This is a genomic window from Hymenobacter sp. GOD-10R, assembly GCF_035609205.1.
GTDB lineage: Bacteria > Bacteroidota > Bacteroidia > Cytophagales > Hymenobacteraceae > Hymenobacter.
Window position 1 is genome coordinate 858,548 of the sequence record NZ_CP141184.1, and the last position, 19,580, is coordinate 878,127.

At 55.9% G+C, this 19,580-nt stretch carries 14 protein-coding genes; all 14 read left to right on the plus strand.

Annotated features, from left to right (window positions below; genetic code table 11):
- The first annotated feature begins 293 nt into the window (after window positions 1-293).
- The 14 genes from SD425_RS03530 to SD425_RS03595 all read left to right on the plus strand — a co-directional run bounded on the left by SD425_RS03530 (window position 294) and on the right by SD425_RS03595 (window position 19,543).
- A complete protein-coding gene (locus SD425_RS03530; protein WP_324675475.1) occupies window positions 294-980 on the plus strand; it encodes a sigma-70 family RNA polymerase sigma factor in 687 nt (228 codons plus the stop codon).
- On the plus strand, window positions 964-2,574 hold the full coding sequence (locus SD425_RS03535; RefSeq protein ID WP_324675477.1) for a hypothetical protein: 1,611 nt from the start codon (window positions 964-966) through the stop codon (window positions 2,572-2,574). The genes SD425_RS03530 and SD425_RS03535 overlap by 17 nt, the downstream gene beginning before the upstream one ends.
- Before the next feature lie 14 nt (window positions 2,575-2,588).
- Window positions 2,589-3,134 carry a hypothetical protein gene (locus SD425_RS03540; protein ID WP_324675479.1) on the plus strand — a complete coding sequence of 182 codons (546 nt, stop codon included), beginning with the start codon at window positions 2,589-2,591 and terminating at the stop codon, window positions 3,132-3,134.
- 57 nt (window positions 3,135-3,191) lie between these two features.
- Window positions 3,192-3,638, plus strand: coding sequence for a hypothetical protein (locus SD425_RS03545; RefSeq protein ID WP_324675481.1), 447 nt, complete (start codon window positions 3,192-3,194; stop codon window positions 3,636-3,638).
- Window positions 3,639-3,945: 307 nt separating this feature from the next.
- Entirely contained in the window at window positions 3,946-5,988 is a 2,043-nt protein-coding gene (gene uvrB / locus SD425_RS03550; protein WP_324675483.1) for an excinuclease ABC subunit UvrB, read from the plus strand.
- A gap of 69 nt (window positions 5,989-6,057) precedes the next feature.
- Window positions 6,058-6,573: a hypothetical protein gene (locus tag SD425_RS03555; protein ID WP_324675485.1), complete on the plus strand. Its 516-nt coding sequence runs from the start codon at window positions 6,058-6,060 to the stop codon at window positions 6,571-6,573.
- Window positions 6,574-6,749: 176 nt separating this feature from the next.
- Window positions 6,750-7,352 (plus strand): sigma-70 family RNA polymerase sigma factor, encoded by a 603-nt coding sequence (locus SD425_RS03560; RefSeq protein ID WP_324675487.1) that lies wholly within the window; start codon window positions 6,750-6,752, stop codon window positions 7,350-7,352.
- Window positions 7,353-7,500: 148 nt separating this feature from the next.
- On the plus strand, window positions 7,501-8,607 hold the full coding sequence (locus SD425_RS03565) for a FecR family protein (protein WP_324675490.1): 1,107 nt from the start codon (window positions 7,501-7,503) through the stop codon (window positions 8,605-8,607).
- A 142-nt stretch (window positions 8,608-8,749) separates the two neighbouring features.
- Window positions 8,750-12,184 carry a TonB-dependent receptor gene (locus SD425_RS03570; RefSeq protein WP_324675492.1) on the plus strand — a complete coding sequence of 1,145 codons (3,435 nt, stop codon included), beginning with the start codon at window positions 8,750-8,752 and terminating at the stop codon, window positions 12,182-12,184.
- Between the two features lie 20 nt (window positions 12,185-12,204).
- Entirely contained in the window at window positions 12,205-13,704 is a 1,500-nt protein-coding gene (locus tag SD425_RS03575) for a RagB/SusD family nutrient uptake outer membrane protein (RefSeq protein ID WP_324675494.1), read from the plus strand.
- A gap of 48 nt (window positions 13,705-13,752) precedes the next feature.
- Entirely contained in the window at window positions 13,753-14,829 is a 1,077-nt protein-coding gene (locus SD425_RS03580; RefSeq protein WP_324675497.1) for a LamG domain-containing protein, read from the plus strand.
- 22 nt (window positions 14,830-14,851) lie between these two features.
- Window positions 14,852-16,042 (plus strand): glycoside hydrolase family 130 protein, encoded by a 1,191-nt coding sequence (locus SD425_RS03585; RefSeq protein WP_324675499.1) that lies wholly within the window; start codon window positions 14,852-14,854, stop codon window positions 16,040-16,042.
- Window positions 16,043-16,443: 401 nt separating this feature from the next.
- Window positions 16,444-17,955 carry a tetratricopeptide repeat protein gene (locus tag SD425_RS03590; RefSeq protein WP_324675501.1) on the plus strand — a complete coding sequence of 504 codons (1,512 nt, stop codon included), beginning with the start codon at window positions 16,444-16,446 and terminating at the stop codon, window positions 17,953-17,955.
- Window positions 17,933-19,543 (plus strand): glycosyltransferase, encoded by a 1,611-nt coding sequence (locus SD425_RS03595; RefSeq protein ID WP_324675503.1) that lies wholly within the window; start codon window positions 17,933-17,935, stop codon window positions 19,541-19,543. The genes SD425_RS03590 and SD425_RS03595 overlap by 23 nt, the downstream gene beginning before the upstream one ends.
- Window positions 19,544-19,580: the final 37 nt, after the last annotated feature.

Genomic DNA, 19,580 nt, shown 5'->3' on the forward strand with positions numbered 1-19,580 from the left:
TGCAAATGTATGTACGTACATTGAATTTACAAGCTGAACCGTATAAATATATTCGTGGCCTGCATTAGCCCTGCCGCCGGATGCCGGCAAAAAAATCTGGCGAGGCATTGCAACCTTTCCTAACGGTTGCGGGCTCTTCCTACCAAAGCCCAGTGACCTAGCCTTTTATTCGTGCCCTCGATTTATAGAGTCGATAAGCCTATGCAACAAGCTTATTCAAGTGGCAAACGGCCCAACCATCAGCCGAACGCCAACCAAACCTACGGAGCCGGTGTGCTAAGCCGGTCGCACCAATGAGCGCATCCCTTTCTATGAGCGCCATTGGCGGTCTGCGCCGATTGCTGACTGGCGACGGTGAGCCCCCCCGTACGGCGGCCGAGCCAGCTGCTTCGCCTGCCTCGGTGCGCCAACTCACGCCGTCGTTCCCGCTGAGCGAGGTGGAACTGATTGAGGGCTGTATTGCAGGCAGCCGCACGATGCAAAAGCAGCTGTATGAGCGATTTGCCGGCCGCATGATGGCCGTGTGTCTGCGCTACGCCCAAACTACTTTTGAAGCGGAAGATGTGCTACAGGAAGGCTTCGTTACGGTTTTCTCCAAGCTGAGCAGCTTTCGGCGGGAGTGCCCGCTGGAGTTCTGGATTCGGCGCATCATGGTAAACGCCGCCTTGCGGCAGCACCGCCGCAACACGACGCTCGTGGCGCTGAGCGAAGGCGAGTACCCAGTGGATTTGCAGGACGAGGAATTTACGCTGTCAAACTATGCGTTTGAAGAACTCCTGACGATCGTGCAGGAGTTAGCTCCCCGTTACCGGATGGTGTTCAACCTGTTTGCCATCGAAGGCTACGGGCACAAGGAAATTGGCGAGCTGCTCGGCATTTCCGAGGGCACCAGCAAGTCGCAGTACGCTCGGGCCCGGGCGATTTTAAAGACAAAATTAGAGCGCCTCGACGCGCATCGTACCAATGGAACCTTCCGCTAACAAATCATCTGCTGACCAGCCTACCGGCGACTTGGAGCACCTGTTCCGACAAAAGTTCGCGGAGGCAGAGGTAACGCCCCGGCGCAACGTGTGGGAGCAGATTGACCACGAGCTGCTGGTACGGCAAAACGAATCGTACCGCCGCCGCTTAGTGCAGCAACGCTGGATAGCTGCCGCTTGCATCATGTTGGTGCTAGCAGCTAGCACCTGGGCCGTTCATCTGAACTTATTTCAGCACGCCGAAGTGGCTGCTGTAGAAAAACAGAACGACGCGATTGAGTCGAAAACGCGGCTAGCAACATCGGCCTCCAGATCTACCCGGCTAGCTACTGCCGCACCCGCAGCAAAATCAGCGAACGGGGAGGCTCCGCTTCTGGCCGCCGTTGTGCGCAACCCGCAAGTAACAATCATATCCGAAGGTGGGTCAGCAGTAAGCCAAGGGTCTAGCTTTGGCGCTGCTAATGAAGTAGCTAGCCTAGGCTCAACTTATAGCTCTGGTGTAGGGCGCTCTTACGCAGCCAGCCAACAGTCGCTGCCCACGGGTGGCATGTTTACTGCCCGCCAAGCAATAGCAGGTGGTTACGCATCTGGGTTCGCTGCTAACGAAGCCTCCTTTAGCGGCGGCTTACTACCCGGCACCATGGCGACGCGCATGGCGAGCCTGCTGGCGGCTATGACCGGCAACCTGCCCGATACGCTTCGCAAAGCAGCCTTACCCGCTGGTCCCGAAATGCTAGCGGCGCAAGAGGTTCTGCCCGAGCGTCCACGCACGAGCAGCAAACGCTGGCGCTGGAGTGCTGCAGTAGCCGCGTCGTCGTACAACCCCAACATCAACTTCAGCCGCAATAGTCACAGTGCCCTAGCGTACGCCTATTCTAGCCCTTCACCTACCCAAAATGTAGGCACTGCAGATCAAGGGACGATGTATGAACAAGCCGCCAACGAGTATCGACAGCACTTGCAGGCAGGTTCGGGTTTCCGGGGTAAGCTAGGGGCAGCACGTCCGCTGAGCAAACGGTGGGAACTGGTAACCGGACTGGAAGTGGCGCTGTTAACAGCTGCTTCGCAGTTTGCGACTACCACGGCTGCGTATTCACCCAATGCCGATGCCTTCACGGGCGCCAATGCCACCTATCGGCAGCAGCTTAGTTCGAACACAGTTAGTTTTTCGCAACCTAGCATCAGTGCTACGCACTATCGTTATACCTCGGCCGGGGTACCAGTGGCCGTCCGGTACAGCTCGCCCAAGAATGGTCTGTCGTTTTATGCTACCCTAGGTGCCGCTGTGAACGTGCTGCTAGGCAGCCGCACGGAAGTAGCTGGTGCCTCGGAAGCGACGCAGAAATACTCGTTAAACTCCTCCGATTCGCCCTATCGCAAAGTGCTAGCCTCTGTGCGAGGCGGCGCCGGTGCCCGCTATCGGGCCGCCGATGGGCAGTGGAGCCTGCTGATTGGCCCAGAAGCTGACCTAGGTCTAACGACGCTCAACGCTGACCCGGCGCAAAGCTTCTTCAAACGGTCGCGCCCTTACTCCGTCGGTTTGGCAACGAGCGTTGAATTCGGGGGTACGAAGTCTACGGTCGTCAATCCTTAACAAATCGGAACGCTATGCGACACAGCTATTTGTTTGCGCTGTTACTGCTTGTACTGCCTCTGGTAAGTTGCGAGAAGGATAACGACGTATCGCCCGAAGAGGAAACTGAGTTTGTGCCCGGCGAGGTGCTAGTCGGGATTAAAGAAACAACTATGGTGCCGCAGACCTTTGCGTTGGTGAACAGCCGGTCGTTGGAGATTTTGGCTATTTCCATCCCGATGTACAACTCGAATCTACCGTCTGACAGCTCGGCCTATGTCGAGCGGGCGCTAAATGCCAAGCCGTATATCAATGATAAAGGTTGGAAAGCCAGTGTTATCCGCAATACAAACACAGGTAAGCTAACCGTAAATATGCGCCTGATGAACATGAATTTGGCTAACCAGCGAGACTGGCTGGCCACCGTGCAACAGCTGCAGCTGCAAGAGCAGCCAACTGCTACATCCTACCATCTGAAAGTACCGGTGGGGCAGGAGAAAAAGTGGGTAGCGGAGCTTCAGCAGCAAAGCGAAGTACGCTGGGCAGAGTTGAACAACATCGTTCATATCCAACTGCACTAAAGCTAGGTCCACTAAGTGCTTTTTGAAAGCAGCTACCCTCACCCTTGATCCATAGATATGAAAAAGATAGTCATTGGTCTGGCGTTAAGCAGCGGGTTGCTAGGTTGCCAAAAGGACAAATCCGCCTCGGGAAACCTTTCGGCCAGCGACTTTGCAGTGACGAACCAGAAAACCGCTTCCGTACCCTTAGCTGGGGCAGATAATGTGGCAGTGACCCTGAAAAAAGTATCCGACTCGCGGTGCCCTAACGGGGCGCAGTGTATCTGGGCAGGCTACGTACAAACGACTATCGAAGTAAAAACAGCTGCCGATGCTGTCCAGACGGTTGACTTGTGCCTGGCGCAGTGTGGCGTAGGCACACCCTGGCACTACCGCGACTCGACTACCGTGCTGATTAACAAGCAGCCCTATTGGCTCTGCTTGACTGCTGTTAACCCTTATCCATCTGTGAAGAATTTCTCAACCGAAGCGCAAACTGCTGCCTTGCGCTTGGTACCGCAATAACTAGTGAACTATCGTTATCCTATCATAAAACAGAAAGAGCCCGTTTCGAGAGACGGGCTCTTTCGCTTTTTCTGACTCCTTGGCTCGGTTTCGCAGTTAGTGCATAAGGTCGAGTAGCCAAACGGCGCTACAGACATTTTGGCCAATCCAGCGAGCTTTTCTGTAGGGTAACATGTGGCCTATTAGCTTCGAAAACTTCTTGACCTAGCTTTTTTGTTTGTGCGGAAACCACTGGTAGCTGAACGGGGTTATCATAGGCTGGCTTTTTTGCCATCTTTAAAGCCAGCGCGGCTAACTTTATACCTGCATGGAATATCAACTGACCTCGGAATTTAAGCCTACTGGCGACCAGCCTACCGCCATTGCGCAACTAGTGCAAGGCATCAATAGTGGCGAGCCGGCACAAGTGCTACTCGGCGCAACCGGCACGGGTAAAACCTTCACGATGGCCAACGTTATTGCCCAATCGGGGAAGCCGGCGCTCGTGCTGTGTCACAACAAAACGCTGGCTGCCCAGCTTTACGGCGAGTTCAAGGCGTTTTTTCCTAACAATGCCGTCGAGTACTACATCAGTTACTACGACTACTACCAGCCCGAGGCCTACATTGCCAGCACCGACGTTTTTATTGAGAAGGACCTAGCTATTAACGAAGAGATTGAGAAGCTACGCCTGCACTCAACATCGTCGTTGATGAGCGGGCGGCGCGACGTAATTGTAGTGGCTTCTGTGTCGTGTATCTACGGTATCGGCAACCCCGAGGAGTTTGGCAAGAACGTTATCTACCTAGCTCCGGGGCTGAAGTACTCGCGCAATAACCTGCTCTACCAGTTCGTGCAAATTCTGTATTCGCGTACTGAGGTGGAGTTCACGCGCGGCACGTTTCGCGTGAAGGGCGACACGGTAGACATCTTCCCTGCCTACGCCGACTTTGCATATCGCATCTACTTCTTTGGTGACGAAATCGAGAGTGTTCAAAAGATTGACCCCGTCAGCGGCAAGAAGCTAGCCGACGAAAAAGGCGGCGTAACGATCTACCCAGCCAATCTCTTCGTGACGGGCAAAGACACGCTGAACCAGGCCATTCACGAGATTCAGAATGACATGGTGGCCCAGCATGCTTACTTCGAGAAAGAAGGCCGGGATGCTGAAGCCAAGCGCATTATGGAACGCACGGAGTTTGACTTGGAAATGATTCGGGAGCTAGGCTACTGCTCCGGCATCGAGAACTATTCGCGCTACTTCGACCGCCGTACGCCGGGTGCTCGTCCCTTCTGCCTGCTCGACTACTTCCCCGATGATTACCTGATGGTGATTGACGAGAGCCACGCCACCATCCCGCAGATCAGGGCGATGTGGGGCGGTGACCGCAGCCGCAAAACGGCGCTGGTGGAATACGGCTTCCGCTTACCGAGCGCCATGGACAACCGCCCGCTCACGTTCAATGAGTTCGAGAGCATGTTCCGGCAAGCCGTGTATGTGTCGGCTACTCCTTCCGACTACGAGTTGACCCAAGCGGCCGGCGTGGTGGTCGAGCAGATTATCCGTCCGACCGGTCTGCTTGATCCAGAAATCGACATTCGCCCCAGCGTGAACCAGATTGACGACTTGCTCGACGAGGTAGATGAGCGCGTGAAAATGGGTGACCGGGTACTGGTAACCACGCTCACCAAGCGCATGGCCGAGGAACTGAGCAAGTACATGGATCGGCTAGGTATCAAAGTTGAGTACGTGCACAGTGAGGTGAAGTCCTTGGATCGGGTGGAGATTCTACGTCGCCTGCGCCTCGGCGAAATCGACGTGCTGATTGGGGTAAACCTATTGCGTGAAGGTCTTGACTTGCCCGAAGTGAGCTTAGTGGCTATTCTCGACGCCGACAAAGAAGGCTTTCTGCGTGATCAACGCAGCTTGATTCAGACCATGGGCCGCGCTGCGCGTAACGACCACGGCAAAGTAATTATGTACGCCGACCGCATGACTGGTTCCATGCAGCGCGCCATCGACGAAACCAATCGTCGGCGGGCCGTGCAGATGGCGTACAACGAGGAGCATGGTATCACGCCGCGCACCGTTACGAAGTCGCGCGAAGCTATTATGGGGCAAACCTCCGTGGCTGATATGCGCAAGATCGAACCGCAAGCCTACGTCAGCCCCGAAGCCATGGGTGACACAATGACCCTAGCCGCCGAACCCATCATCTCGACGATGAACCGGGCGGAGTTGGAAAAGGTCATTAAGAAGACCGAAAAGCTGATGGAAGGCGCCGCCAAGGACCTCGACTTCTTGCAAGCCGCTAAGTACCGCGACGAGCTAGCTCAGCTCCGGCAAATGCTGAAAAGCAAGCGGGATTAGCAATACGCAAGCTTAAATTAAGGGCTCATTGTATTTTGTGGTCAGTTATCAACCTACCCACAAAACACGATGAGCCTTTTTTATCGACGCTTGTTGCTACTGCTTCTATTAACCGTTTTTACAAAGCCGGAAGCGGTGCAAGCGCAGCAGCCCGTGCATTACCAATACATGCACATCTTTTACTACGGTACCAAAACTGCTGCTGGTACTCCGGCCTTGACCTACGTTCCCGCTTTCAATGGGCAGAAGGACGTGACAATCAAAGATCCAGAGATTTTGTTGAGGTTAAATAAGCCATTCAGCGGTAAATCTCGTGTCAGTACCAGTACTTCCTCCGCTGAGGGAACATGGATCACTGATGAAAATGGAAAGTCTCACAAACAAACCCCAGAGGAAACTAAAAAAGCATCGCAGCTAGAAGCCGATCAGAGAGCTGAATACACACGTGCCGTTTCGGTAAGGACAGAACTTGTGCACGATGCTATAACACAAGCGCTCAATAGTACGGCGGCTGGCTGGGAAGTAGTCCAGATGGTTAGCGTAGAAAACGGAGGCTTAGTGTATCTGCTTCGCAAGCCAAGTTAAAAAAGAATAAGCTAGCTTATAGGTAAGTGAAGCGCTGGTACACAAGTACCAGCGCTTTTGCTTTTTATCGTTTTTCCAACAGAACCCCACTCGTTAAATGCCTCCGAATACAGCTGAGCTGTTTAGTGACCTAAATTGTTGATATTGTGACATAACTGTTTGATCATTCGAGATCTATGTACACCCCGCCTCCTGCGCACCATGAGCAACGACACGGCGAAGACCTAGCCTTATGGCAGGCCTTTCGTGCTGGTCAGCGGGAGGCGTTAGGCGTACTGTTCGATCGATATGCGCAGCAGCTTTTTGCCTACGGCCACCATCTGGTCAGCGACGCCGAACAGGTGAAAGATGCCATCCAGACGGTGTTCGTGAATCTCTGGGTGTGGCGAGAAAACGTGAGCGAGGAAGTAACCGTGAAGTTTTATCTCTATCGCAGTCTGAAGCGCGAGCTGCTGAAGAGAACTAATGAACCTAGGTTGCGGCTAGCCCACCCACCTACCGAGGAGCAGGAGCCTTCGATTGAGCAGCAATGGGTAACGACAGAGGACGAGCAACAAGTCGCCGCCAAGTTGAACTTGTCGCTGGCGCAGCTGTCGGGCCGGGAGAAGGAGATTATCAATCTCAAGTACTTCAATAACTTCAAGATTCGGGAAATTGCCGATCTGCTCCATCTCAGTGAGCAAACTGTATCTAACCTATTGCACCGCGCTTTGCAGAAGCTGCGCAAGTCAGTCGTGCTAGGGTTCTTGCTCTTTCTGGTACTAGGTTCCGCCGAATAAAAGCTAGCCGAACACCACCGAAGGGCGGTACTTTCTGCAGGCTGAGAAAAAAAGTTGCGTAGAGCGTGGTAGAAAGAAACAGAAGCTAGCTCTTGGGTAATAGAAGCGCTTAATCGCCGCAATTCCGCCGCGCTGCGCTCCTTCGCCGATGCCCGACTACGTTCAGTATACTGCCGAAGACTTTGCCCAGGACGATTTTTTCGTGCGGTGGGTATTGCTGCCTGATGCAGAGACAGAAGCATTCTGGCAAAATTGGCTGACCACCTTTGCTTTTCGGCGCGAGGAGGTGGAAGCGGCGCGCCACTTGGTGTTGGCGTTGCATCAGTTGCCGCAGCAGCGCATGGCCGTAGGCGAGAAGATGATGCTCAAGCAGCGCATCTTCGATGAAATTGAGGCGCGTGAACAAGCACGGCCGCCGATGGTGCGCGCGATGCCGCGAGTGGCATGGCAATGGGCCGCGGCGGCGCTGCTAGTGTTTGGGTTGCTCGGGGGAAGCTGGTATTTGTGGCAGGCTCGCCAAGGCGCGCCTGCTATGGCTTACCTACAGGTGGTGAAAACGCAAACTGCCGACTCGTTGCGTGAAGTGGCCAACGCCACCGACGATACGCATCTAGTCGCTTTATCCGATGGTAGCTCGGTGTTGCTGCGGCCGCATAGTCGGCTGGCTTTTCCGACGCGCTTCACTGGGCCTAACCGCAACGTGTACCTCGAAGGCGCCGCTTTCTTTGAAGTGGCTAAAAATCCGAGTCGGCCCTTCTTCGTGAACACTGCCCACTTGGTGACGAAAGTGCTTGGTACCAGCTTTGAAGTGCAAGCTAGGCCCGCGGCGGCCCGTGTAGTCGTGACCGTGAAAACGGGCCGCGTATCGGTGTACCCGCAAAGCAGCGCCGAAGCCGCTGCTCAGCGCCAGACGCGCAAGCTAGAAGGCTTTGTGCTGGTGCCTAACCAGCAAGCCACCTACCGCTTGGCCGACCGGAAGCTTCTACGGACTTTGTTGCCGCAGCCTAGGTTGCAAGCCGTACAGCCAACTTTTGAATACACCGAAACGTCTCTCAGCGAAGTATTTGCCCAACTAGAAAAGGCCTATGGCGTGCACATCGTGTACGACGAAGCCGTGCTCGGCAACTGCCCGCTGACGGCGTCTTTCACCGATGAGCCGCTATTCGAAAAGCTAGGTCTGATCTGCAAAGCCGTGCAAGCCAACTACGAAGTAATGGACGCGCAAATTGTAGTGACGGGTCCTGGTTGTAAGTAAGTTTTTAGCCGTTGCTGGGGCGTTGACCGCAAACGTTTGCTGTCGTTCGTCGGAGGCCGCGGAACCTAGCTTCTCTTAATGCGTGTGCGGCATTCCGCAGCGCTAGTGCCTTGTGTTCTCTTCGCCTAATTCCCCATACACCATGCTACAACTTTTATTCGACCGAATACGGCGCACGCAGTGGCTGTGTCTCCCGGTGCTGCTGCTGTTACTCAGCGTGCACCAGGTAGGAGCCGCACCTAGCTCTGCGCAAGATGCCCTGACGCGGCGCATCAGCTTGCAGATCAGCAACCAAGAGCTAAAAGCGGTGCTTCGCCTGATAAGTCAGCAGGCTGATGTGAAGTTTGTGTACAGCTCCAAGCTCATCAATACGCAGCAGAAAGTGACGCTCCAGGCCCGCGAACAACGGCTGGATGAAGTGCTTAATGAACTGCTCACGCCGCTAAACCTATCTTTTGAGGTGTTGCAGAATCAAGTGGTTATCCGCCGGGCCGAAGCGACAGGTTCGGTGGCACCCTCCACGCTGGAAGCGCACAACTCGTCGGTGCCGATGGCCGTGACGGTAGCAGGCCGCGTAACTCAGGCCAACGGCGAAGGGTTGCCCGGCGTGACGGTATTGGTGAAGGGCACCAGCAATGGCACTACCACCGACGCCAGCGGTAGCTTCAGCCTAAGCCTGCCTGACGCCAACGCCACCCTGACGATTTCTGCCATTGGCTTCATCACCCAGGAAGTGCCGCTGCAAGGCCGCACGCAAATAAGCATCGTGTTGCAAACGGATGTGAAGGCGCTTGATGATGTGGTGGTTATCGGTTACCAGACCCAGCGCAAAGCGGATCTGACCGGTGCTGTTTCCCAGATTAACCAGCGCGACATTGCTAACCTGCCGGTTACTAATACAAGCCAAATTTTGCAGGGCAAAGCCGCTGGTGTAGCCATCACTCAGCAAACCGGGGCGCCGGGAGAAAATATTTCCGTGCGCATCCGTGGCATCGGTACCCTCAACGACAACGATCCGCTTTACATCATCGACGGGGTGCCCACGAAAACCGGTATCAACCAGATTTCGCCTAATGATATTGAAAGCGTCAACATTCTGAAGGATGCTTCCTCGGCGGCCATTTACGGGGCGCGGGCCTCCAGCGGCGTCGTGATTATTACCACCAAGCGTGGCAAGTCGGGCAAACCTAGGTTGAACGTCAGCGCGTACGGCGGCGTGCAAACGGCTTCCAACCTGATCAAGATGGCCAACACCAGCCAGTATGTGGCGGCCTACAACATTGCGGCCCAAAACGACGGCCGGGACCCAATTCCGGCGAATGTGGCCGGGTCGCTGCCCAATGTGAACTGGCTAAAGGAAGTGCTGAAGCCTGCACAGCAGTACAACGTGCAAATGGACGTGAGCGGCGGCAGTGACAACTCCCAGTACATCGTATCGGGCAGCTACCTCAAGCAAGACGGTCTAATTCAAAACTCGTCTTTTGACCGCTATAACCTGCGGACGGCCGTGAATACCACCTTGTCGAAGTACTTCAAGGTGGGCACTAATGCCAACCTCTCTTACAACAAAACGCGGCAGGTAGGCACCTCTGGCGACGGCTTCGGCGATGGTAACCCGGGCGCTAGCGTGGTGCGTTTCGCGCTGTTTCGCACGCCCGGTACCACGGTTTACAACGACCAAGGCCAGTTCGTGGACTTGCCCCGCACGCCGGATGGCAACCTAGCTACCGGTTTCCTAGGCGACGGCATCAACCCCGTAGCGCTGGCCGACGCTACTGACCGCAACTTCAACCGTTACTCGCTGCTGGGCAATGTATTTGCCGAATTCACGCCCATCGAGCGCCTGCGCATCCGCTCCGACTATGGCGTTACCTTCCTCATCACCGATTACAAGCAGTTCTTCAAGACGTACGGTATCGACCGCGCCTTCAACTCGCCGGCGCAGCTAGCCCAATCCAATAACAAGGAGTTCAACTACAACTGGACCAACACAGCCGTCTACGACTTGCCGCTGGGCAAGAGCACCTTTAGCTTTCTGCTTGGTACGGAAGCCATTAAGAACAACGTGCAAGCCATATCTGCCTCGCGTCGCGGTTATGTTGACCAGTCGTCTACCTTCCAGTACCTCGACAGTGGCACGGGCGTGCAGCAGAACGGTGGGGGAGAAGCCCACTCGGCGCTGTTCTCTGGTTTTGCCCGCGTGAGCTACGACTATAGCAGCCGCTACCTAGCTAGCTTCAACTTCCGCCGCGACGGCTCCTCTCAATTCTTGCCGGGCAGGCGGGCCGAGAGCTTCTACTCTGGCTCGGTAGGCTGGAACCTAGCCCAGGAAGAGTTCATGCAGGGAATATCGGCTTTGTCGCTGCTGAAGCTGCGCGCTAGCGTGGGCCAGCTTGGCAACTCGAACATCGGCAATTACCCTTACGCGTCGCTGATAGGCGGCAATTTCTACTATCCGTTCGGCGGCGTGTCTACGCAGGGCTTGAGCATTGTGAGTAAGGGCAACCCGAACATTCGGTGGGAAACCAGCACGCAGTCAAACTTTGGCTTGGACCTAGGTCTGTTGCAAGGGACCTTGCAGCTGTCAGTAGATTATTTCATCAAGAACACGTCGAACGTGCTGCTGAATTTGCCCCAGCCTAGCAGCGCTGGCAACGGTGGCAACCCCGCTGTGAACGCCGGTAAAATCCGCAACCAAGGCTTGGAAGTGGAGCTGAACTACCGTAATACCATCGGCAAAGACTGGAGCTACAACATCACCGGGAACCTAGCTACGCTGCAAAATGAAGTGGTGTCGCTGGGGGACGCTACGCCCATCGTCGGCGGCCGCATCGACAACAACTACTTCGCCACCCTAACTTCCGTGGGGCATCCCATTGGGTCGTTTTACCTGCTGCAGAAAGAAGGCATTTTCCAGAACGCCCAGGAAGTATTCACCCATGCCTACCAAGGCCCCGGCATTCAGCCTGGCGACGTGAAATACAAGGACCTCAGCGGCCCCGATGGGGTACCCGACGGCGTGATTGATGGGTACGACCGCACCTTCGTCGGCAGCTCCATTCCGAAGCTGACCTACGGTCTGACGGGCAACGTGCGCTTCCAGAACTTCGACCTGAGTTTGTTCTTCCAGGGCGTATACGGCAACAAGCTCTACAACCAGGTGAACACCGACATCGAAGGCTTTTACCGAGCCTTCAACATGACGGAGCGTGCGGCGACTAACTACTGGACCGGCGAAGGCAGCACCAACGAATACCCACGTTTGTCGTGGACCGGCGCTTCCAACAACAAGCAGCCCTCCGACCGCTTCCTAGAAGACGGCTCCTACTTGCGGCTCAAGAACTTGCAGCTAGGCTACACCTTCGGCGAGAAGGTACTGGCACCAGTGAAAGTGTCGTCGGTACGGCTGTTCGTCAGCGTGCAAAACCTGCTCACCTTCACCAAGTACACTGGCCTCGACCCGGAGCAAGGCACCAACAGCAACTCGCTCGGCGACGGCGTGCGCGCCGTGGGCATCGACTTCGGCACGTACCCCTCGGCCCGCACCTTCACGGCCGGTATCAACGCGAGCTTCTAACCACCTAGCCATCAATCAGTATGAAAATCAAACCATTTGCTCTTGGCTTGTTGGGCACGCTGGCCTTGACGACCGGGTGCGAGAAATTCCTGGATCAACCCGTGCTCGGGCAATACGAGGCGGGGCAGTTCTTCACCTCCGATACCAACACCATCCTGGCCGTAAATGCGGCCTACGTGCCGCTCTCGTTTCGCGACGGCGGCTCCAACACCATCTGGGTGCTAGGCGATGTGGCTTCCGACGACGCCGTGAAAGGTAGCAACCCCGGCGACCAAGCCGACTTCGAGAACGTCGATAACTTCAGCATTGCGCCCATCAACGCCGCCGTAGAAGCCCAGTGGAAGCGTGACTACGATGGCGTATTCAAGTGCAACGCAGTTATCGATGGCTTGCCGGAATCGAACACCAGCGTTAGCGCCACGGTGCGCCAGCAGGCAGTAGGGCAGGCCAAGTTTCTGCGAGCTTACTACTACCTGGAGCTGACCTCGCTCTACGGCGATATTCCGTTGCGTGTGAAGGTGGAAACGCCCGTGGAGCTGCAAAGCCCGGCTCTGCCGCAAGCCCAGATCTACGCCCAAATCGAGGCCGACTGCCAGGCTGCGGCCGATGCCCTGCCCACAAGCTGGTCTGGTTCCGACCTAGGCCGGGCTACCAAAGGAGCAGCCCTAGCTTTGCTAGCAAAAACCTACCTCTACGAGAAGAAATGGGCACTGGCCGCCCAAACGGCGCAAGCGGTGGGCGCCTTGGGTTATAAGCTGACCTCGGTGTTCGCCGATAATTTCCGCGCCGCGACCAAAAACAACACTGAAACTATCTTCTCGGTGCAGCACACCAGCGCCTTAAGTCCCAGCCAGGGCAACAACCTCAACCAGTGGTTTGCTCCGCGTCCGCAGAACGGGTACGGCTTTTTTCTTCCTACCCAGAGTTTAGTGGACAACTTCGAGCGGACCTCCGCCGGCATCGTTGATCCGCGCCTGGACTACACCGTCGGGCGGACGGGCCAGCCGTTGTTCGGTGTGCCTTTTGACCCCACCTGGACCTCGACGGGCTACGTAGCCAAGAAGCACTTGCAGCCGCTTACCGAGATTCCGACCACCATCAAAGGTGACGGCAGCTTAAACTACCAAGCCATTCGGTACGCCGATGTGCTGCTGATGCAGGCCGAAGCTTTCAACGAAAGCGGTAACAGCATGGCGGCCTTGCAAGCTCTCAACCAGGTGCGCAAAAGAGCCCGCGAAAGCTACCTCTACGATACTTCGCTGCCGGGCGCCGGCACAGTACCCGCAGGCCTGCTGCCCGACATTACCGTGACGGACCAAAGCCAGTTGCGCGACCTGATTCGGCGGGAGCGGCGCTCGGAGCTAGCCCTAGAGTTTCACCGGTTCTTCGACCTGATTCGCTACGGTGAGGCTTATGCCCGCCAAGCGCTAAGCGACCGGCCCAATTTCAACTACGCTCGCAATCAGTTTTATCCCATTCCGCAGAGCGAGCGGGACACCAATAAAAAGCTAGGTAAATAGTCTGGCTCTGGCCGGGCTTTTCATTCCCACCCCTTTGTGATTTTGAACATGAAAAGGCATCTATTTTACCTGCTTATACTCCCGTGGCTGCTCGTCGGGTTTGCCACGGCACTATCTTCTTGCTCCGACTCAGACGATGACGACCCGCAAATCAGCGGCGACAAAACGAAGCTGACGGCGCTGATCGACTCCGTAACCGTGGGCTACAATGCCGCCGTGGAAGGCACCAAGCCCGGCAACTATACCGTCGGCTCGAAAGCAGCCCTGAGGTCGGCGCTGGACCTAGCTATCAACACCCGGGACGACGCCAAATACACGCAGCTGGAGGTGAATAACGCCACGGCCAACCTGCGCCGGGCCGTGGCTGCTTTCCGGAGCGGGCTCATTCAGGAAGTTTCGGTAGCTAACCTGGTGGCACAATGGAAGTTCGAAGGTAATGCCAACGACGCTACTGCCAACGGGAATAACGGTTTGTTGAAATCGGGGCCAACAGGGCCGGGCACGGCACCGGGCGACGGTGGTGTAGTGCCGCAGCTCGTAGCTGACCGGTTCGGCCGGGCCAACCAAGCGTACGAGCTTAACAACGGTGCTTATATCGAAGTGCCGTACAAGGCGGCCCTGAATCCGCAAGCCCTAACTATTAGCTTGTGGTGCAAGCGCTTTGACGCGAACGACAACAACTATATCGTGTCGCTGAACCGCTGGAATGGCTTCAAGCTGCAGCTGCAAGGCGCCGGCAAGCCGTTCTTCACGGCGTCTACTACGGCCACGATTTTCGACCGCGACTCCGAGGCGGGCATTGTGCCGGTCAACACGTGGGCGCACGTAGTGACGTCATACGTCGACGGCACGCTGAAATTCTACATCAACGGCGTGTTGGTAAAAACCTGGACCAACACGCAAGGCGCCCTCAAGACGGTTCCGGAGCCAGTTAACCTGGCTATTGGTCAGCAACTTCCGAAGGAGGTATATAACCGTGCGCCCACTGCTGGCCAAACGGCGGATTACTTCACATACTACAACGCCGCCTTCTTTAAAGGGCAGCTCGATGATATCCGCTTCTACAACCGCGCCCTGACGGATGCGGAAGTAACGTCCATTTACACCATTGAAAGATCCTTATAACGCCCGCCCGACCTCACCCTACATGACAGATTCCAACAAAAGCTCCTACCTGACTGGCAGCTTACTGACCCTAGCCCTCGCCGGACTGCTGAGCTGCAACAGCTCCGATCGAGCGCAAACAACAACCCAACCCACCGCCGAAAGCTGGACGATGCTCAACTTCACCAAAGTCGACAGCGCCAACCCAATTATGGGACCTAGCATGGTCGGCCGGTTCGTTGACCCTATCGCTAAGCAGCCCGTGCTCTGGGAAGAAAAGGACGTATTCAACCCGGCGGTAGTAGTGAAGGACGGGAAGATCTACATGCTGTATCGGGCAGAAAACAAGGTGGGTGCTCTCGAAAAAGCGTCGCGTATCGGCCTAGCTACTAGTACCGATGGCATTCACTTCACCCGCATGAAAGAGCCGGTGCTATATCCCGATAACGACGCTCAGAAGAAATATGAGTGGCCCGGCGGCACGGAAGACCCTAGGGTGGTGGAGAGCGACGACCACACCTATTACATGACCTATACGGCCTACGACGGCGCCCTAGCCCGCTTGCAGGTGGCTTCATCGAAAGACCTGCTACACTGGACTAAGTACGGCAGTGTTTTTAACGACGTAGCGGACGGCAAGTACGTCGATAAATGGAGCAAGTCAGGCTCCATTGTATCGCGCTACGAGCCCGATGGCCGTATTGTAGCAACCAAAATCAAGGGCAAGTACTGGATGTATTGGGGCGACGCGCAAATCTGGCTAGCTACCTCCGACGACCTTATCCATTGGACGCCCTTGGAAATGGCCGCCGGCGAAAAGCCCCCCGTACCCTTGCGCGCTCAGGCTCTCACCTTACCCAACCTAAAGATTGTGCTGCCCACCCGCGAAGGCAAATTCGACAGCGACCTAGTCGAATCGGGGCCACCGGCCATGCTCACTGACAAAGGCATCTTGCTGATATACAACAGCCGGAACGTGCCTGCCATCGGCGACAAGTCGCTGCCGGAAGGTACTTACACCGCGGCGCAGGCCCTATTCGATAAGAACGATCCGGCTACGCTGCTCAACCGCACAGATACTTATTTCATGCGCCCCGAAAAGCCGTATGAAACGACTGGGCAAGTAAACCAAGTAGTGTTTCTGGAAGGCCTGGCCCGCTACAACTCCAAATGGTTTCTCTACTATGGCACCGCTGATTCTAAAATTGCTGTAGCGACGCGACCAGTGGAGTAACGAGCAGCACTCTTAGCTATTCTTCAAAAGCGCAACCTAGCTAGGTTGCGCTTTTGCTTTTTAGATAGAATGCTACTTCTGAAGCAGATAAAGGTTGTGCTGTCTATAAGTAAACGGTCGAATCTGCTCTTAATCCCAACATTCAAACTTTCGGGCGTTGAAAACGGCAAGAACGTCGGATGAATGTGGCAAATGGTCGATTTGTTTTCGGGCCGCGGCTTGCTCGCACAATCTTGTATGGTGCAAAGAGTAGTTTTTAACCGATACTACTTACTTCATGATAAAACATGAAATTTTTATATCAGGATAAAGAATGCCATTTTTATGGTCTTTTTCAGAAGTAAAAGTTGCCGATCGACGGCTAGAGGCTTCTTTTCTACTTACGCGTGCTCTGGAGCTGAATGAAAATAATTACGTTACTATTTGCCTTCTTTTTAGCTCAAAGACTCCAGGCACAATCTTCTTCCCCGGCTGATACAGTGGAATATGCACGGGCGAAGGCTACTACCAAGGACTTTGCTGCCGCTGACCGCTTATTGATAAGCTACAACGCACGGCACCTGGATGTGAATGGATTGCGGCTGCACGCACAGGTTTTGTACTGGAACAAGGCGTACGAGCGCGCCAATGAGGTGCATCGTCGCGCCATTACCTCCTTTCCGGATCTAGCTGTGCTCAAGCTCGACTACGGGCGCTTTCTCTACGAGCTCGGAAAACATAGGCAGGCGCAAGCCGTGCTGGAAGGGTACCTAGCCCATGATAGTCTCCAGGCCGAAGCCAACCTGCTGGTGGCACGCATTTGCTACCAGGAAGGACACTTGGCCGCGGCCGAAAACCGGGCTGCGTTCATGCTCAAGCACTATCCTGGCAACGCCGACGCCACGGCCCTGTTGACCGAACTGCACCAAGCGCAGGCGCCTTATCTGCGGCTAAGCAGCCGCTATGCCGCCGCCGACCAGCCGCTGAAAGCGCTGAACGACGAGCTGGAAAGTACGTGGTATCGCTCGTGGCTGCTTGCGCCTTCGCTGCGGGTGCAATTCACGCATTTCAACTTGCCAGAGCTAGCACGCAATTCTATTTGGCTGCAAGCAGGGAACACGATCCGGCTGAACCAAAGTGGATTGACTCTGAATCTGCAAGGGGGGGTGTTTCGAGCGCAGCTAGGCAGCGGTGCTTGGCGCCCAACGGGCAGTGTGCTGCTTACCCAGAAGGTGGCAAGCTACCTCTACCTAGACTTTAATGCAGAGCACCGACCTTACCAGCGTACCCTAGCCAGCGTGCGCAGCACGACTACTGTAATGCAAAACGTGGAGGGCGCAGCAATCCGGCTAAATAAATCGGATCGGTGGCTCGGCAAAGCGGTTTACGAGTGCCAAACGTTTGCCGACGACAACACGGTTCAAACGGCCTACGCGTGGCTACTGGCTCCGCTGCTCACTACTAAGCTCGCTACGCTGCAAGGCGGCTACGCCCTGAGTTACGCTACCACGAAGCGAAGCACATACGTGCCAGTCAAGACGCTCGATGAAATAGTGGCTGCCAACAGCCCCGTGGCAGGCTACTACGCGCCGTATTTCTCGCCCAAGAATCAAGTTGTCAACTCACTGCTAGGCTCCTTTAAGATAAAGCCGCCCTGGAAGGTGACGTTTTCGGGGCAGGCCAGCGTGGGCGTGCTGGCGAAGGCCGACAACCCTTATTTGTTCCTGAATAAATCGGCTAGCAATGAGCTGTACGTAGAGCGAGGCTTCTTGCGCACATCCTATCACCCGCTTGATCTGCAAGTGGTTTGTCAGGTGAAAATATCGCCGGCGCTTTCCTTGGCTGCTGACTACAGTTACCGCAAACTTTTCTTTTTTACTGCGCAGCAGGCTGGCCTGCAACTCAGCTATCATGTGGCCTCAGAACAAAAATAAGGCGGAAGGGCTGTGGCAGTTCCGGGCTGCCGCTGCGCCCGTTACGGCGCAAAAGCTAGGCTTGGCCGTGCTGGTGGTGGCGGGCTGCGCGAGCATTCTTCGGCTTGGCGACTGGTGGTTTCGGGCGGAGCACGTGGCGGCGCTGCCGTTGTTTCTGGTGCTGACGTTTATCTTCTGGTGGGGCATCGTCCGGATGGTGGTGCTGTGGATATCGTACCTGCGCATCCGCAAGCCCGAACCTAGGCCTGCACCCCAGCAGCGACGGGTAGCCATCTTCACGACCAGCTCGCCGGGCGAACCGCTGAGCATGTTTGAAAAGACGCTGGCAGCTTGCGCCCGCATCGACTATCCGCACACTACCTATTTGCTCGATGACACTCGCGACCCTAGGTTTCGGGAAGCAGCTGAGCGTAACGGCGCTGTGTGGCTGGAATTGGTGGGGCTGCCTGGCGCGAAAGCTGGTAAAATCAATGCCGCTTTGCAGCGCACCGATGAGGAATTTATCCTAGTACTCGACCCCGACCACATCCCATTCCCGAACTTCCTGGATGAGGTGCTGGGCTACTTCGATGATGAGCAAGTAGGCTTTGTGCAGGTGGCGCAGGCTTATTACAACCAGTACCGCTCCTTCACGGCCCGCGGTGCTGCCGAGCAGACGTACGGCTTCTACGGCCCGACCCAAATGGGCATGAACGGCCTGAACTGCGCCGTAGCCATTGGGGCCAACTGCACCTTCCGCCGCACGGCGCTGAAGAGCATCGGGGGGCACGGCATTGGCCTGGCTGAGGACCTCATCACGGCCATTCGCATGCACGCCGCGGGTTGGAAGTCAGTGTACAACCCGGTAGTCGTGAGCCGCGGCCTGGTGCCCGAGGACCTAGGTTCGTTCTGCAAACAGCAACTGAAATGGGCGCGGGGCGTGCACGAAGTGCTCTTTGCCGAAGTGCCCAACTTGTGGCCGACGCTTAGCTTCTGGCAGCGCTTGTCGTATCTGACGGTGGGCACCTACTACGTGTCGGGCGCCACGATGCTGCTGTTCTTGCTCATTCCGTACCTATTCTTCTGGGGCGGTTTGCAGCCAGCAAACATGAACTTCGTGGAGTTTTTGGTGCACTGGCTGCCAGTGGGAGTTTTCGGCGTGCTGATTTACCTCTACGTGCAGCGGTGGCTGTGTCACCCAGCCGAGGAGCGCGGACTACATTGGCGCGGCATGTTCCTGAAGTTCGCCTGCTGGCCGGTGTTTTTCCTGGGGTTTGTGCTGTCGCTCTGGGATGGCAAGATTCCCTATATCCCCACCGCCAAGCTAGCTGATGGGCGCTTCACCTGGTTTGCCTGGCCGCTGTTAGCGCACCAGTTGTTGTTTGTCGGTACGCTGCTGTACGTGGTGGTAGAACGAGCTTATTACACACCCGAAGCGCGCCTCGCCCTGAGCAGCGGCGATATCTGGGGTATGATGGCGTTTGCGGGCGTGGCCTTTCTCATGACGGTGGGCGGTTTGTTTGCCGCTTATCAATCGAGCAAGCTGACGCCGGAGGAGCCCTGGGCCATCGTGCCGCTGCCTACTACAAGCCGCCAACTGGCATCTTAAGCAGCTTGTTGTTACCTGCTTTTCTGTTCTGACCGAA